Source organism: Nocardiopsis sp. NPDC006198 (assembly GCF_040613895.1).
GTDB lineage: Bacteria > Actinomycetota > Actinomycetes > Streptosporangiales > Streptosporangiaceae > Nocardiopsis > Nocardiopsis tropica.
In genome coordinates, this window is record NZ_JBEXSY010000078.1 from 1 (window position 1) to 14,581 (window position 14,581).

The following is a 14,581-nucleotide window of genomic DNA, read 5'->3' on the forward strand; positions in this document are numbered from 1 at the left end:
GTCGCCCGCGGGTGGAGCACCGGCGACTACCTCGACCCGGACCACCCCCTCCAGGTGCTCGTCCGCGAGACCACGGAGGAGGTGTGCGGCGAGGACTCCTCCGTCGTCCTCCGGCCCGGGGGACTACTTCTTCTTCTTGTCCTCGCCACCGCCGCCGTCGGTGGACAGGGCGGAGATGAAGGCCTCCTGGGGCACCTCGACCCGGCCGACCATCTTCATCCGCTTCTTGCCCTCCTTCTGCTTCTCCAGCAGCTTGCGCTTACGGCTGATGTCGCCGCCGTAGCACTTGGCGAGCACGTCCTTGCGGATGGCGCGGATGTTCTCGCGCGCGATCACCCGGGCGCCGATGGCCGCCTGGATGGGGACCTCGAACTGCTGCCTCGGGATCAGCTCGCGCAGCTTCTTGGTCATGTCCACGCCGTACGTGTAGGCCTTGTCCTTGTGCACGATCGCGGAGAACGCGTCGACGGCCTCGCCCTGGAGCAGGATGTCGACCTTGACCAGGTCGGCCTGCTGCTCGCCGGTGGGCTCGTAGTCCAGGGACGCGTAGCCCTTGGTCCGCGACTTGAGGTGGTCGAAGAAGTCGAAGACGATCTCGGCCATGGGCAGCGTGTAGCGCATCTCCACGCGGTCCTCGGACAGGTAGTCCATGCCCTGGAGGTCGCCGCGCCGCTCCTGGCACAGCTCCATGATCTGGCCGATGTGGTCGGAGGGGCTGAGCACCGTCGCCTTGACCATCGGCTCGTAGATCGCGGCGATCTTGCCGGACGGGAACTCGCTGGGGTTGGTCACGACGTGCTCGGTGCCGTCCTCCATGTCCACCCGGTAGATCACGTTGGGCGCCGTGGAGATGAGGTCGAGGTTGAACTCGCGCTCCAGGCGGGCCCGGGTGATCTCCAGGTGCAGCAGGCCGAGGAAACCGCAGCGGAAGCCGAAGCCCAGGGCCGCGGAGGTCTCCGGCTCGAACACCAGGGCGGCGTCGTTGAGCTGGAGCTTCTCCAGGGCGTCGCGCAGCACCGGGTAGTCGGTGCCCTCGATCGGGTACAGGCCCGAGAACACCATGGGCTTGGGTTCCTGGTACCCGCCGAGCATCTCGGTCGCCGGCCTGTTCAGGGCGGTGATGGTGTCGCCGACCTTGGACTGGCGCACGTCCTTGACACCGGTGATGATGTAGCCCACCTCGCCCACGCCCAGTCCCCCGGCCTTGGTGGGCTCGGGCGAGCTGACGCCGATCTCCAGGATCTCGTGCGAGGCCCGGGTCGACATCATCTGGATGCGCTCGCGCGGGCTGAGCTTGCCGTCGATCACGCGGACGTAGGTGACGACGCCCCGGTAGGTGTCGTAGACCGAGTCGAAGATCATCGCGCGGGCGGGCGCGTCGGCGTCGCCGACGGGCGCGGGGATCTGGTTGACGATCTCGTTGAGGAGCTCCTCGACGCCCTGCCCCGTCTTGGCGCTGACCCTGAGCACGTCGGAGGGGTCGCAGCCGATGATGCCGGCGATCTCCTCCGCGTACTTCTCCGGCTGGGCGGCCGGGAGGTCGATCTTGTTGAGCACGGGGATGACGGTGAGGTCGTTCTCCAGCGCCATGTACAGGTTGGCGAGGGTCTGCGCCTCGATGCCCTGGGCGGCGTCCACCAGCAGGACCGCGCCCTCGCAGGCGGCGAGCGAGCGCGAGACCTCGTAGGTGAAGTCGACGTGCCCGGGGGTGTCGATGAGGTCCAGCGTGTACGTCTTGTCGTCGAGCGCCGTGAACGGGATGCGCACGGCCTGCGACTTGATGGTGATGCCGCGCTCGCGCTCGATGTCCATGCGGTCCAGGTACTGGGCGCGCATCTGGCGGTCCTCGACGACCCCGGTGATCTGGAGCATCCGGTCGGCCAGCGTCGACTTGCCATGGTCGATGTGCGCGATGATGCAGAAGTTGCGGATCAGCGCGGGATCGGTCCAGTTCGGCTGTGCCACCGTGCTCCGTTCACAGGTTGGGGTCCGGGTCGCGTGTGCGCCTGCGGCGTCACCGCCCCGCCGCGGCGTGGGTCCACGGCATCGTCAATCATCCCATGGCGACGGGGTCGCCCTCCCCGGTGACGACCGCCGTCCGTGCGGCAGTATGGGGTTCGGGTGCGGGGTTCGTGTCCAGATTATGTGACCCGGCGCCGGGAACGCGCCGTTCACGCACGGGTCCCGGGCCCGGCCGGAGCGTGCGAGGAGCGATCGGGTGAAGTGGCTGTTGACACGGGTGTTCGCCGGGCTGGCCGCGATCGCGGTGGTCCTGGTCGGCGCGGGCGCGCTGCTGGCCTACCAGTACTCGGGCGAGCCGGCCCCGTGGGCGGTGTCCCAGGGGGCCGACGCCGCGTGGGTGGGCTCGTGGGAGGACACCGGGAACCTGGCGCGGGTGCTCGACACCGGCGGGGTGGACACGGTGTACGTGTACGCGGGCGACATCGACGCCGAGGGCTCCGTGGAACGGGTGGAGGACACCGCGGCCCTGCTGTCGTGGCTCGGCTCGGAGTACCCGGACGTGCGGCCGCTGGCGTGGCTCCGGCACGGGGCGGACGGCTCGTCGCTGATCCGCGACCGGTTCGGGGAGGAGGCGCGTGAGGCCCTGGCCCCGGCCGTCGCCGAGGTGGCCTCGGACGGGTTCGCCGGCGTCCACCTGGACATCCGGCCGGTGACCGTGAACGACCCGTCCATGCCCGCGCTGATGGAGCTGGTGCGCGGGGAGCTGGGCGAGGACCCCGTGCTCTCGCTGCAGGCGCACCACGTGGAGCTGATGCCCGGCGGCCGGGTCCCCTCGTTCGTCGCCGACGGCGGGGAGAAGTACTGGTCCAAGGGCTACCTGGACCGGATGGCCGAGCACGCCGACGAGGTCGTGCTCCCGGGCGTGGGCGCGGACATGCCCGCGGAGGCGATGTACGGGGGCTTCATGGTGCGGCAGGTGACCGAGTCCCTGTCCGCCCTGAGCACCCGCGAGGACGTCGCGGTGCGCTTCGGCCTGCCGACCCACAGCGGCGGGGAGTGGGGGCCGAGGGTGGGGAACGAGTCGGCCGCGACCGCGCTCGCCGGGATCAGGCTCGGTCTCACACAGGCGGAGCCCCCGGAGGGAAGGACGCTCGGTGTGGCGTTCTATCTCGGGGACGAGACGGGTGAGGCGGACGTGGCCGCGTACACCGCCGGGTGGCTGCTGTCCTAGCCGTACGTCCCGCGCGGGACCCGGGGGGCGTCCGCCCGGGGACCGGTGTGCACGAGTGGTGGCCGTGTGCTGCATACTGGAAGTCCGTGTCTCGGACTTCCACGTTTCAATATGAGCCCCGTGGACTCACACACCCGGCGTCGGCGCCCACCCTGGCCTCTCGCGGAACGGCTGCCCGCGAGTTGAGCCGCTTGTTCGACCGACGCGATCATCAGAGTAACTGGAGCACGTTTTCGCATGGCGAACATCAAGTCGCAGAAGAAGCGCATTCGGCAGAACGAGAAGGCCCGTGTCCGCAACCAGGCGGTGCGCTCCTCGCTGAAGACCGCCGTCCGCAAGTTCCGTGAGGCTTCCGAGGCCGGGGACGTCGAGAAGGCCACCGTCGCGCAGCGCGACGCCGCGCGCGCGCTGGACAAGGCCCAGAGCAAGGGCGTCATCCACAAGAACCAGGCCGCGAACCGCAAGAGCGCGATCGCCAAGCGCCTGCACGAGCTTCAGTCCGCCTAAGGGCCGACCTGCGCTGACCGGCCCGGTGTCCGCACCGGGCCGGTTTTGTCGTTCCCGGCGGCGGTCGCTCCCGGCGAGTTGTCCACAGGTCGGAACCGGGCGGTGACAGAGGGTCCGCGTCTTCCTACCGTTGACGTATGACCGCTCCGCGCCGTCCCCGGCGTCACCCTTCCGTGCCGGACCAGCAGGCCCGGCTCCGGGCGCTCACCCTGGACTCCTCCCCCACGGCCCGGAGGCTGCGGGCCCGTATCCCCCGGCCTCCTCTCGGCCCCCTGCCGCCCGGGTTCCCGGCCCCGGCGCCCGCCGCGCGGCCGGGAGGCGGCGTGGCCCCGCCCGGGGCCCGCACCGCCCGCGGGCCCACCGCGGACGCCCTCACCGCCCCGGCACGGGACGCGTCCCCGTTCCCGGCGTCCCCCGGACGGCCGGGGGCTCCCCGGCACGCCGCCCCCGCGGCCGGGGACGCGCGACCCGACGGCCCGCCCGTCCCGAGCGCCCCCTACGCGGTGGACGGGGACGGCTCGGAGGTGCCGTACCGTCCGCAGGTCCCCGGGAGGAAGGCGCCGCCCGGGCGCCGGGTTCCCCCGGGTCGGGGTGCGACCCCCCGCGTGTGGCCGGAGAGGCACCACGAGGACACGGTGGCCGTGCCCCCGGCGCCGCCGGTCCCGCCCGCCTGCGGCAGGCCCGCTCCGGGCGGCGACGGCGCGGACCGGCCCGGGCCCCGGGCTGCCGTCCCCTTCGGGGAGGGGCCGCCGGGGACGGCGGTCCCCCGCCGCAGGCGGGCGGCGCCCGACCGTCACCGGACGGGAGCGGACCGGGAGGAGGGCGCCCGGAGGACCGGAGCCGCCGTCCCCTTCGGGGAGGGGTCGGACCGGGAGGAGGACGCCCACCGCAGGGCCGTGGTGCGCGAGCGGTACCGGGAGGAGCCGGCCCCCGGGGCGGGCACGCGCCGGGAGGGCGGGAGCGCTTCGCACGGCCCGGGGCCCGGACGGACGTCCCGGGGACCGGCGCCCCGCGCGTCGGACGGGCCCCTCCGACGCACACCGGACGGCTCGGCGGGGGCCCCGGCGGACCGCCGGTCGCGCGACGCGCTCCGGGACGTCCCCGCCGACCACGAGGAACGCGGAGCCGGGGCACCCGGACCGGATCCGGCGGACCGCCTCCTGGACCCGGCGGGACCGTGGTCGGAGCCGGACGAGGAACGCGGACGGCACCGGCGGGGGTCACGGCCCCCGTCCGGGTACACCGAGTTCGTCCCGGAGCCCCCGGGCGCGTTCCTGGAGCGCCTGGCGCGGCGCTGGCCGCCCCACGCGACCCTGTCCCGCCGCTCGGTGCTCGCCCTGGTCGCGGTCGGGGCCCTGGCCGTCACCGCGGTCCTGGTGCTGCAGGACCGGCCCGCGACCGTGCGGGCGCCGGAGATGGTCGCCCAGGCCGCCTCCGCGCCCGCCGAGAGCGGCCCCGCGGGCGACCCCGCAGGCGGGGACACGGGCGGGGACGAGCCCTCAGTGGCCGTCCCCCCGGACGGGCCGGCGCAGGCCGGCACGGACGCCGACCTGGTCGTGCACGTGGGCGGCGAGGTGGCCGATCCGGGCCTGTACACCCTGCCGGCCGGGTCGCGCGTCGCCGACGCCGTCGAGGAGGCGGGCGGCGCCCTGCCGGACGCCGACCTCGACCTGCTCAACCTGGCCCGTGCCCTGGTCGACGGCGAACAGGTCCTCGTGGGCGTTCCCCAGCCTCCGGTCGCCGCCGGGGCGGGAACGGCGGGCGGCGGGGCTGCGGCGGGCACGGAGGCCCTCGTCGACGTCAACCGGGCCGACAGCGCGCTGTTGGAGACCCTGCCCGGGGTGGGGCCGGTGATCGCGCGGAACATCATCGAGCACCGGGAGGCCAACGGGCCGTTCGCCAGCGTCGACGAGCTGCTCGACGTGGACAGGATCGGCGAGAAGGTGCTCGCCGACCTCGCCCCCCACGCGACGGCGGGGTGAGGGCCGTGCCGGACAGCCGCTGCGCGCCCGGCCCCGGAGCGGGGGAGCCGGGAGCATGGTGACGTGGCTGGGAAGCGACGCGTACGGCCTGGGCCGGCCCTCCGACCTCCGGCTGCTCGCACCCGCCCTGGCGGCGTGGACCGCGGCCCTGGGCGCCCTCGCGGCTCCCGCGTGGGCGGCGTGGGTGTTCGGCGGCGTCGCCGGCTGTGCGGCGCTGGCGCTGTTCGCCGTCTCGCGGCCCCCGTCGGAGGCCGCCGTGCTCACCGTGGCGGCGGCCCTGGTCTGCGCGGCCACCGTGGCGTCGGTGGCCGGGGTCCACGTGCACCGTGTGGCCGGGAGCGCCGCGGCGGAGGCGGCCCTGCACGGCCGTGCGGTGGAGTTCGGGGCGGTGGTGGCGGGCGATCCCGTGTCCCGGGCGGGCACGCACCGCCCGGGGCGGGCCGAGTGGGTGGTGCGCTCCCGTACCGCCTGGGTCCGGCTCGGGGACGGTCCCCGCGCCTCCCGGGCCCCGGTGGTGGTCCTCGCCTCCGGCCCGGAGTGGCGCGGCCTCCTGCCCGGCCAGTCCTTCCGGGCGAGGGGCGTCTTCCTGGAGGCGGAGGACGACCCCCTGACCGCGGCCCTGGTCCTGGTGCGCGGGCCGCCGGAGGAGGTCACCGCCCCGGGGCGGGCCCAGGCCTTCGCCGGCCGGGTGAGGGAGGGCCTGCGCGAGGCCTCGGCAGACCTGCCGCAGCCGGAGCGCGGCCTGCTCCCGGCACTGATCGTCGGCGACGCCTCCCTGCTCCTGCCCGACACCGAGGAGGACTTCCGGGCCACCGGCATGACGCACCTCCTCACCGTCTCCGGCGCCAACCTGGCGATCCTGACCGGCTTCGTCCTGGCGGCGGCCGGGCTGCTCCGGGCCCCGCCCTGGTGCGCGGTCGCCGGCGGCGCGGTGATGATCTGGCTCTTCGTGCTGGTGTGCCGCCCGGAGCCGAGCGTGGTGCGGGCCGCCTTCATGGGTTCGCTGGGGCTGCTGGCGCTGGCGACCGGGCGTGCGCACGCCGGGCTCGGCGCCCTGAGCGCCACCGTGGTCGGGGTCCTGTTCTTCTCCCCCGGGCTGGCGGCCTCCTACGGCTTCGCCCTCTCCGTCCTGGCCACCGCGGGCATCCTGCTGCTGGTGCCCGTCTGGACGCGGGCGTGGTCGGCGCACATGCCGCCCCCGGTGGCGGAGGCGTTCGCCGTGGCCGTGGCCGCCCACATCGCCGTCGCCCCCGTGCTGGTGGTGCTCTCGGGAGAGCTGTCGTGGGTCGCGATCCCGGCGAACGTGCTGGCCGCGCCGCTGGTCGCCGTGGTCACCGTGGCGGGTTCCGCGGTGGCGGCCCTGGCCGCGGTGTGGCCGGGCGCGGCCTCCGTGGCGGTGCACCTGCCCGCGCTGGGGGTGTCGTGGATCGCGGCGGTCGCCGGGGCCGGCGCCCGCATCCCGTACGGGGCGCTGCCGTGGCGGGCCGACCTGGCGGGCGGGGTGTTCCTGGCGGCCGTCCTGGCGGCCGTCGTGCTGACCCGCGGGCGTGTGCGGAGGGCGGTCGCGGCGGCGCTGGCGGCCGCGCTGCTCCTCGCCCTGGCGGCGCGGTGCCTGCCCGGCGGGTGGCCGCCTTCGGGGTGGGCGCTGGTCGCGTGCGACGTGGGGCAGGGCACCGCGCTGGTGCTGTCCGTGGCTCCCGGCTCCGCGGTGGTGGCCGACACCGGCGAGCACCCGGACCTGGTGGACGACTGCCTGCGGCGCCTCGGCGTGCGCGAGGTCCCGCTGCTGCTCCTCAGCCACGACCACGCCGACCACGTGGACGGGACCCCCGGAGTGCTGCGGCACCGCAGTGTGCACTCGGCCATGGCGCCGCCGGGGTTCGGGGACACCCCCGTCGGACGGCTGCTGAGGGGGTCCGGCGTCGAACTGGCGGAGGCGGTGCCGGGACGGGCCCTGCGGGTCGGGCCGTGGCTGTTCCGGGTGCTGTGGCCCGACCCGGCGTTCGCCGGTTCGCTCAACGACACCTCGATGGTGGTGCGCGCGGACGGCACGGGGCCCTCCGTTCTGCTGACCGGCGACGTCGAGGAGGCGGCCCAGCGCCGGCTGCTGGCGGGGCCGGACGCGGAGCTGCTCGCGGTGACCGTCCTGGCCACACCGCACCACGGGGCGGGGACCCAGGAACCGGCGTTCCTGGAGGCGGCCGATCCGGTGGTGTCGGTGACCTCGGTGGGCGCGGACAACCCGTACGGGCACCCGGCGCCGTTCACGTGGGGCATCCTGGAACGGGTCGCGGAGCTCAACCTGCGCACGGACCGCGACGGCGACGTGGCGGTCCTGGGCGACGGCGCGTCCGGCTCGGGCATCGCCGTGACCCGGGGCCCCGGCCCCGGGCGCCGGGTCCCGCCGTCCCGGCCCGGGAGCGGGGCCGGGCCACGGACGCGGTCCGCCCGCCCGTCCCGCCGCTACGGTGGGCGCGGCGGGGCCTCCCCGGCGCCCCGCGCCGGGCCGCTCAGGCGTGTCGGCCGGCGACCGGGGCCCGGGGCGTGCTCCACGGCGAGGGGGTCTGCTTGGCGGCGAAGTAGTCGCCGCCCTTGCGCTGGACGTCGTCCGTGCCCCAGACCTCGTCCCTGCCGACGGTGCGCAGGTGGGGGATGTGCTTGCGGCAGTGGATGTAGGCCTCCTCGATGTGGACCATGGTCCACAGCATCGCCTTCTGCCCCGGCACCTCCGGGTGGGGGAGCCCGCGGACGTGGCCCCGCAGCTTCTCGTCCTCCAGGAGACGGGCCCGGCCGTTGACGTGCAGGCCGATCCTCTCGCGCTGGAAGTCGAGGAACATCAGTCCGATGTGCGGGTTCTCCATGATGTTCCCGGCGCTGGCGAACACCCCGTTCCCCCGGTACTCGGGGTAGACCAGGGTCTGCTCGTCGACGACGTGGACGAAACCGGGCGGTCCTGCCCGGAAGCTGGAGTCGCACTCGCCCTTGCTGTCCGAGGTGGCGATGAACAGCATCTCCTGCCGGGCGATGAACTCGCGCATCCGGGGGTTGAGCCGGTCCAGCATCTGGTCCTGGTAGAAGCGGTCGGCCCGCTCGGTCGTGCCCGTGACCGTCTGGACGTAGCGCTCGCCCTCGGTACCCGGCGTTCGGCTCTGGTCGGTCTCACTCATCACAATGGACTTTCGAGGGGACGGGGACGGGACAGGGGTGGGAATGGGGGGTTCCCGGGCGGCCGGACGCGGTCAGCGGGTCGGCTGGGAGGCGCCGTACGGACCAGGTGTGTCGTAGGCGTGCCGGGCACCGGACGGGCGCGGTGTGTCGTAGGCGTGCCGGGCGTCCGAGGGGCGCTGGTCCCCCGCGGAGGACCGCGCGCCGGACCGGTCCCGGTCCCCGGGTGGACGACGGTCGTCGCCCCGGGGCGCGGCGTCCCCGGGGGAGCGGCGGGCGCCCTCCTCCCTGGAGATGGCGTCCTCCGCGCCCGCGAGCATGGTGGCGGTGATCCACTCGTAGACCAGCACCCACGCCGAGCTCATGGAGGACGACCAGGTCGGTGACACCTCGCTGACGGCGCGGACGAGGGCGCGGCCCACGAAGGGGTAGTGCTCGGGCCTGACCCCGAGCTCCCGGTAGTGCCGGCCGCCCAGTTCCCGGAGGAACTGCGCCACGTGGTCCGGCGCGTCGAGATAGCGGACGACCTCCACCAGGGCGTCGGCCATGCGTCTCTGCTGCGGCCGGATGTCGTCGGGGAACATGGCGCGGACATCGGGCGCCATGACGAAGAGGTTCGCGTAGAAGCTCTCGGAGAGCCGCGTCGAGCCGGTGGGCAGGGACGCGCACGACTCCCGTACCGCCTCGATGACCGAGGCGTTGGGCAGAGGGACTTCGGTGATACGGCGGGGTTGCAAGGGCGGTTCCAGGTGTTCGGGTGGCGGGGGCGCGGCAGGGCGGTGGCCCACGAAGGGGGTCCGCGCGGTCGGCGCGGCCCACGGGCCTCTGGGATGCCCCGCTGCGGCCCGACCACGGTTCCGGGCGAACGCGGACCGGTCGGTGCTCACTTGTTCGGGTTGCGCGCCCCCGGGCTCGGACGGATCCGGCGGTGCGGGGGCCTCTGTGTGCCGGGGGCGCCTCAGCGCCGGCGTCGGAACGGGGGTGGTGCTCCGGAGCGGTCGACGCGCGCGCCGCCCCCGGTCTCACCGCGACGGTCCGTCGCCGGCGCCGGGGGCCGCCCGTGCGCGTGGCCCCCGGTGCGGGGGGAACCGACGCGACGGGCGTCCGACAGTATCGAGATTGCGGGATCCCTCAACGCTGCCTTGCCATTTCCGGTCTCAGGTCTCCCCTGGGAGCCGGGACAGTCCCGGAGACCATATGTCGAGGGGGGCAAAAAGGCGAATATTCGCATACCTCACCCTCTGTGCTGGTATGTGTCGTGCACTGTAACAGACGTGTCCAGAGGTCACACAGTTACCGAAGCGTACCTTCCGTCGCCATCCGACCACATATCCGCTCCGAACCGCCCCCACCGCACGTGGTGACCCGAGGAGACGGGAAGGACGGAGGAACGCACCGGCACCCCGCCGACCGGCCGCGGGAACCGGGCGGCAACCGTCCCCGGCTCGTGGCATCCTCGTTGTATGCCTGCACCCGCCCCGCTCACGATCATCGTCGGCGACGAGGAGCTCCTCGTCGACCGGGCCGTCGCCGCCGTCGTCGCGGCGGTCCGCGAGAACGACCCCGGCGTGGACGTCCACGACCTGGCGCCCTCCCAGGTGACCGTGAACACGGTCGTGGAGGTCACCTCCCCCTCCCTGTTCGGCGACCGGCGGGTGGTGGTGCTGCGCTCCTCCCAGGACCTCGTCAAGGATCTGGCCGCGACCGTCACCGACTACCTGAAGGACCCGGCCGACGACGTCCACCTGGTGCTCACGCACGCGGGCGGCAACAAGGGCAAGGCACTGCTGCAGGCCGCGGTCAAGGCGGGCGCCGAACGGGTGGACTGCAAGGGGCCGACGAAGGGCCCCGAGAGGGTGGCGTTCGTCAGGGGCGAGTTCACCGCCGCCGGTCGCCAGATCACCCCGGACGCCGCCCAGGCCCTGGTGGACGCGGTGGGCACCGACCTGAGGGAGATCGCCGCGGCGTGCACACAGCTGGTGGCCGACACCGAGGGCCGGGTGGACGGCGCGGCGGTGGCCCGCTACCACTCCGGCAAGGCGGAGGCCTCCGGGTTCAGCGTCGCGGACCGCGCGGTCGAGGGCCGGCTGCCCGAGGCGTTGGAGCAGTTGCGCTGGTCGCTGGCGGTGGGCACCGCCCCGGTGCTGATCAACAGCGCCCTGGCAGGCGCGGTGCGCGGCATCGCCGTGGCCGCGCAGCCCCCGCGCGGGATGTCCGAGGCGGATCTCGCCAAGCGCGCCAAGGTGCCGCCGTGGAAGCTGCGCACGCTGCGCCAGCAGGCCCGGGGATGGAGCGCCGCGGGCGTCACACGGGCGATGGCGGTGGTCGCCGAGACCGACGAGCTCATCAAGGGCGCCGGCCGCGACCCCGAGTACGCGCTGGAGCGCGCCGTGATCGAGATCGCCCGTGCCAGAGGGGTCCGCTGACCGGTTCCGCCCCGAGCGGTCACGGGCGTGGGCGTCAGCGGATGGTCTTGCCGCCCTGCCAGACGCGCAGGGTGTTCAGTCCCATCGACCAGGCGAACGCGCCCTCGTGGTCGGCGTCCCACTGGACCAGGTCCGCCAGGTTTCCCGGCGTCAGCATGCCCCGGTCGCGGAGCCCCAGGGAGTGGGCGCTTCCCACGGTGGCGGCGTGCAGCGCCTCGTGGACGGTCATCTCGAACATGGAGATGGCGAGGGAGATCACCAGCGGCATCGACGTGGTCCCGGCCAGGCCCGGGTTGTGGTCGGTGCCCAGGCCGATCGGCACCCCGTGGTCGAGCAGGGACCGTACCGGCGGGGTGCGGCGCTCGTGCAGGGACGTGGTCGGACAGGCCACCACGGGGGTCCGCGTGGTGGCGAGTGCCAGGATGTCCCGGTCGTCGGTCTCGTGCAGGAGGTCCACCGACGAGCAGCCGAGCTCGGTGGCCATCCGCACGGCGCCGTGCCGGGGGCGGGAGCAGGCGTGCAGGGTGGTGCGCAGCCCCACCGACTGGCCGACGCCCAGCAGCAGGCGGGCGTCCTCGGTGGTGAACTGCTCGTTGTCGCAGTACACGTCCACCCCGTCAGCACCGGCCAGGGCGGCGTCGCTGAGCCACGAGGCGGCCGTGGCCACGTAGTCCTTGGGCCGTCCGAAGAACTCGGGCGGCACCCCGTGCGCGGGGAAGAAGGTCACGTGCAGGCGCGGCATCCCCGGTTCCTCCTCCAGGGAGCGCAGCAGGCGCACGTCGGCCAGTTCGCCGTCCCTGGTGAGGTGGTAGCCGGTCTTGGCCTCGACGGTGGTGCTGCCCGTCAGGACCCAGTGCCGCAGGCGTTCGCGGACCGCGTTGCACAGGGTCCAGGGGTCGGTCCCGCGGGTGATGGTGACGGTGGTGGAGACGCCGCCGCCCGCCGCGAAGATGTCGCCCTTGGAGGCGCCCTTCGCCCACATGTTGACCTCGGCGTAGCGGTCCCCCGCGTAGACCGGGTGGCAGTGGGCGTCGACCAGCCCGGGCGTGATGAGTCCGCCGCCGATGTTGACGACGTCGTCGACGTCGGTGAGGTCGTCCACCACGCCGGGAATGCGCTGGGGCAGCTCGGCGGCGGGTCCGACCCAGGCCACGCGGTCCCCGTCCATGAGGAGCGCGGCCTTGGTGAGCATCTCGTTCCCGGTCCACAGCCGACCGATGTTGCTGAGGAGTACTACCGTCATGGGGTTTTCCGCCCTCGTCGGTCAGATCCGCCGGCGCGAGTGCGGTACACGGTCGCGGGATGCACGGGCGGACATAACGACCTCGTATCTGGAACGATCCGACAGGGTCGGCAGGAGGCGGCCGTGGGGCCGCCGCGGTGCCGTGACAGCGGGAAGGAGCGTCGGCTGTCGGGGGACAGCGGGCCGCTGGCGGCCAGTGCTCCAAAACCGTAGTCCATCCGCGGACTCCGTGTACACCTCTCCCGGGGGACGAATGCGAGCGTCGCGGGGCAGAACTCGCGAGTGGACGGCGTGACGAAGGACACCGGCGCCCCCGCGCCGCCGGTCCGGTCCCGGACCGTGCGCCTCGGCCCCGCGCCCGTCCGGCCCCGCGGGCCTGCGACGGCCCCCGACATGCGAGGACCGGGGCGCCCCGGTCGGGGCGCCCCGGTCGCAGCCGGTGGCGGGTGCGGCCCCCGGGGGGACCGCGCGGTACTCAGGCCCTGCTGGGCGCGTACTCGTTGAGCTTCGCCGCGAGCAGCTCGGGGACGAAGGCGTGGATCGCCGTTCCGTCTCCGGTGTGCTCCTCGCTGATGATGCGTCCCTCCTGGTGCACCTTGGCGATGAGGTCGCCCCGCGAGTACGGGACGAGCGCGTTGACCTCGTGCGCGAGCTCGGGGAGCGCGTCGGCGAGCGCCGCGACCAGCTCGGGAACGCCCTCGCCGGTGCGGGCCGAGACCTCGACCATGTTCGGGTAGCGGGTCCGCAGCACCTTGAGCACGTCCGGGTCGGCGGCGTCCACCTTGTTGACCACGATGAGCTCGGGCACCTCAGCGGCCTCGATGTCGGCGAACACCTCGTGGACCGCGCGGATCTGGCTCTCGGGGTCGGGGTGCGACCCGTCGATCACGTGCAGGATCAGGTCGGAGTCGGCGACCTCCTCCAGGGTGGAGCGGAACGCCTCCACCAGCTGGTGCGGCAGGTGCCGGACGAATCCGACGGTGTCGCTGAGGGTGAAGCCCCGGCCGTCGGGCGTGCGCGCCTGGCGGACGGTCGGGTCCAGGGTGGCGAACAGGGCGTTCTCCACCAGGACGCCGGCCCCCGTCAACCGGTTGAGCAGGCTCGACTTGCCGGCGTTGGTGTACCCGGCGATGGCCACGGACGGCACCTCGCGGGTGCGCCGGACGTCGCGCTTGACGTCGCGCGCAGTGCGCATGTGGGCGAGCTGACGGCGCAGCTTGGCCATCTTGTCGTTGATGCGCCGGCGGTCGGTCTCGATCTTGGTCTCACCGGGACCGCGCAGGCCCACGCCTCCGCCCGCGCCTCCGCCGCCGGAGCCGCCCGCCTGCCGGGACAGGGAGTCGCCCCAGCCGCGCAGTCGCGGCAGCAGGTAGCTGAGCTGTGCGAGTTCGACCTGGGCCTTGCCCTCGCTGCTGCTGGCGTGCTGGGCGAAGATGTCCAGGATCAGGGCGGTGCGGTCCACCACCTTGACCTTGACGACGTCCTCCAGCTGCCGCAGCTGGCCGGGGGTGAGCTCACCGTCGCAGATGACGGTGTCGGCGCCGGTCGCCTCGACGATGTCGCGGAGTTCGGCCGCCTTGCCCTTGCCGACGTAGGTGGCCGGGTCCGGCTTGGAGCGGCGCTGGGTGAGGCCTTCGAGGACGAGTGCCCCGGCGGTCTCGGACAGGGCCGCGAGTTCGGTGAGCGAGTTGTCGGCGTCGGTCTGGGTGCCGCTGGTCCACACGCCGATGAGGACGACGCGCTCCAGCCGCAGCGACCGGTACTCGACCTCGGTGATGTCGGTGAGTTCGGTGGAAAGCCCCTGCACGCGGCGGAGCGCGTGGCGTTCGGCGAGTTCCATCTCACCCTGGTCGGGAGCGTTCCTCGGCTCGTTCCGGCGGTCTCCGCCGTCGGCCTCGGCCCCACGGGTCGCATCGTCCCCGTCCCCGACGGTGATCGCCTCGCGGAAGACGTCCTCGCCTGCGGCCTCGTGGCCGGGCTCGGAGATTCCGCGGGTGTCAGCTGTATTCATATCCCTCCAGGTGGGTCAACGCGGCCGCCGTCCCGATTCTTCCCGCGGGCGGGC

9 protein-coding genes and 2 pseudogenes are annotated in these 14,581 nt (G+C 74.0%); 6 read left to right on the top strand and 5 right to left on the bottom strand.

Features of this window, described 5'->3' with window-relative positions:
• Window positions 1-93 (top strand): annotated as a pseudogene (locus tag ABZ234_RS30315) (asparaginase); the annotation flags it as partial.
• 30 nt (window positions 94-123) lie between these two features.
• Here the strand turns inward: ABZ234_RS30315 and lepA are convergent.
• Window positions 124-1,965 (bottom strand): translation elongation factor 4, encoded by a 1,842-nt coding sequence (gene lepA / locus ABZ234_RS30320; protein ID WP_267945995.1) that lies wholly within the window; start codon window positions 1,963-1,965, stop codon window positions 124-126.
• A 253-nt stretch (window positions 1,966-2,218) separates the two neighbouring features.
• On the opposite strand from lepA, the gene ABZ234_RS30325 reads away from it, so the two are divergent.
• The 4 genes and pseudogenes from ABZ234_RS30325 to ABZ234_RS30340 form a co-directional block, all read left to right on the top strand.
• Window positions 2,219-3,193: a hypothetical protein gene (locus ABZ234_RS30325; protein ID WP_267945996.1), complete on the top strand. Its 975-nt coding sequence runs from the start codon at window positions 2,219-2,221 to the stop codon at window positions 3,191-3,193.
• A gap of 237 nt (window positions 3,194-3,430) precedes the next feature.
• Window positions 3,431-3,700, top strand: coding sequence for a 30S ribosomal protein S20 (gene rpsT, locus ABZ234_RS30330; protein WP_267945997.1), 270 nt, complete (start codon window positions 3,431-3,433; stop codon window positions 3,698-3,700).
• A gap of 635 nt (window positions 3,701-4,335) precedes the next feature.
• Window positions 4,336-5,682, top strand: a complete 1,347-nt coding sequence (locus ABZ234_RS30335) for a helix-hairpin-helix domain-containing protein (protein ID WP_355014290.1) — start codon at window positions 4,336-4,338, stop codon at window positions 5,680-5,682.
• A gap of 55 nt (window positions 5,683-5,737) precedes the next feature.
• Window positions 5,738-8,038, top strand: a pseudogene (locus ABZ234_RS30340) (ComEC/Rec2 family competence protein); the annotation flags it as partial.
• Between the two features lie 154 nt (window positions 8,039-8,192).
• Here ABZ234_RS30340 and ABZ234_RS30345 read toward each other — a convergent pair.
• Entirely contained in the window at window positions 8,193-8,849 is a 657-nt protein-coding gene (locus ABZ234_RS30345; RefSeq protein WP_267945999.1) for a pyridoxamine 5'-phosphate oxidase family protein, read from the bottom strand.
• Between the two features lie 72 nt (window positions 8,850-8,921).
• A complete protein-coding gene (locus ABZ234_RS30350) occupies window positions 8,922-9,584 on the bottom strand; it encodes a globin domain-containing protein (protein WP_355014291.1) in 663 nt (220 codons plus the stop codon).
• 726 nt (window positions 9,585-10,310) lie between these two features.
• Between ABZ234_RS30350 and holA the strand changes: the two genes are divergently transcribed.
• Complete coding sequence (holA, locus tag ABZ234_RS30355; protein WP_355014292.1) at window positions 10,311-11,273, top strand: DNA polymerase III subunit delta; 963 nt, start codon at window positions 10,311-10,313, stop codon at window positions 11,271-11,273.
• 34 nt (window positions 11,274-11,307) lie between these two features.
• On the opposite strand, the gene ABZ234_RS30360 is transcribed toward holA, so the two are convergent.
• Together ABZ234_RS30360 and hflX are read right to left on the bottom strand one after the other, a co-directional pair.
• Window positions 11,308-12,516 carry an amidohydrolase family protein gene (locus tag ABZ234_RS30360; RefSeq protein ID WP_355014293.1) on the bottom strand — a complete coding sequence of 403 codons (1,209 nt, stop codon included), beginning with the start codon at window positions 12,514-12,516 and terminating at the stop codon, window positions 11,308-11,310.
• Between the two features lie 475 nt (window positions 12,517-12,991).
• Window positions 12,992-14,527 (bottom strand): GTPase HflX, encoded by a 1,536-nt coding sequence (hflX, locus tag ABZ234_RS30365; RefSeq protein WP_355014294.1) that lies wholly within the window; start codon window positions 14,525-14,527, stop codon window positions 12,992-12,994.
• Window positions 14,528-14,581: the final 54 nt, after the last annotated feature.

Excerpts from the sequence above, each read along its gene's own strand:
- hflX (WP_355014294.1), bottom strand. The coding sequence starts at position 14,527 with ATGAATACAGCTGACACCCGCGGAATCTCCGAGCCCGGCCACGAGGCC.
- holA (WP_355014292.1), top strand. The coding sequence starts at position 10,311 with ATGCCTGCACCCGCCCCGCTCACGATCATCGTCGGCGACGAGGAGCTC.
- rpsT (WP_267945997.1), top strand. The coding sequence starts at position 3,431 with ATGGCGAACATCAAGTCGCAGAAGAAGCGCATTCGGCAGAACGAGAAG.
- ABZ234_RS30345 (WP_267945999.1), bottom strand. The coding sequence starts at position 8,849 with ATGAGTGAGACCGACCAGAGCCGAACGCCGGGTACCGAGGGCGAGCGC.
- ABZ234_RS30360 (WP_355014293.1), bottom strand. The coding sequence starts at position 12,516 with ATGACGGTAGTACTCCTCAGCAACATCGGTCGGCTGTGGACCGGGAAC.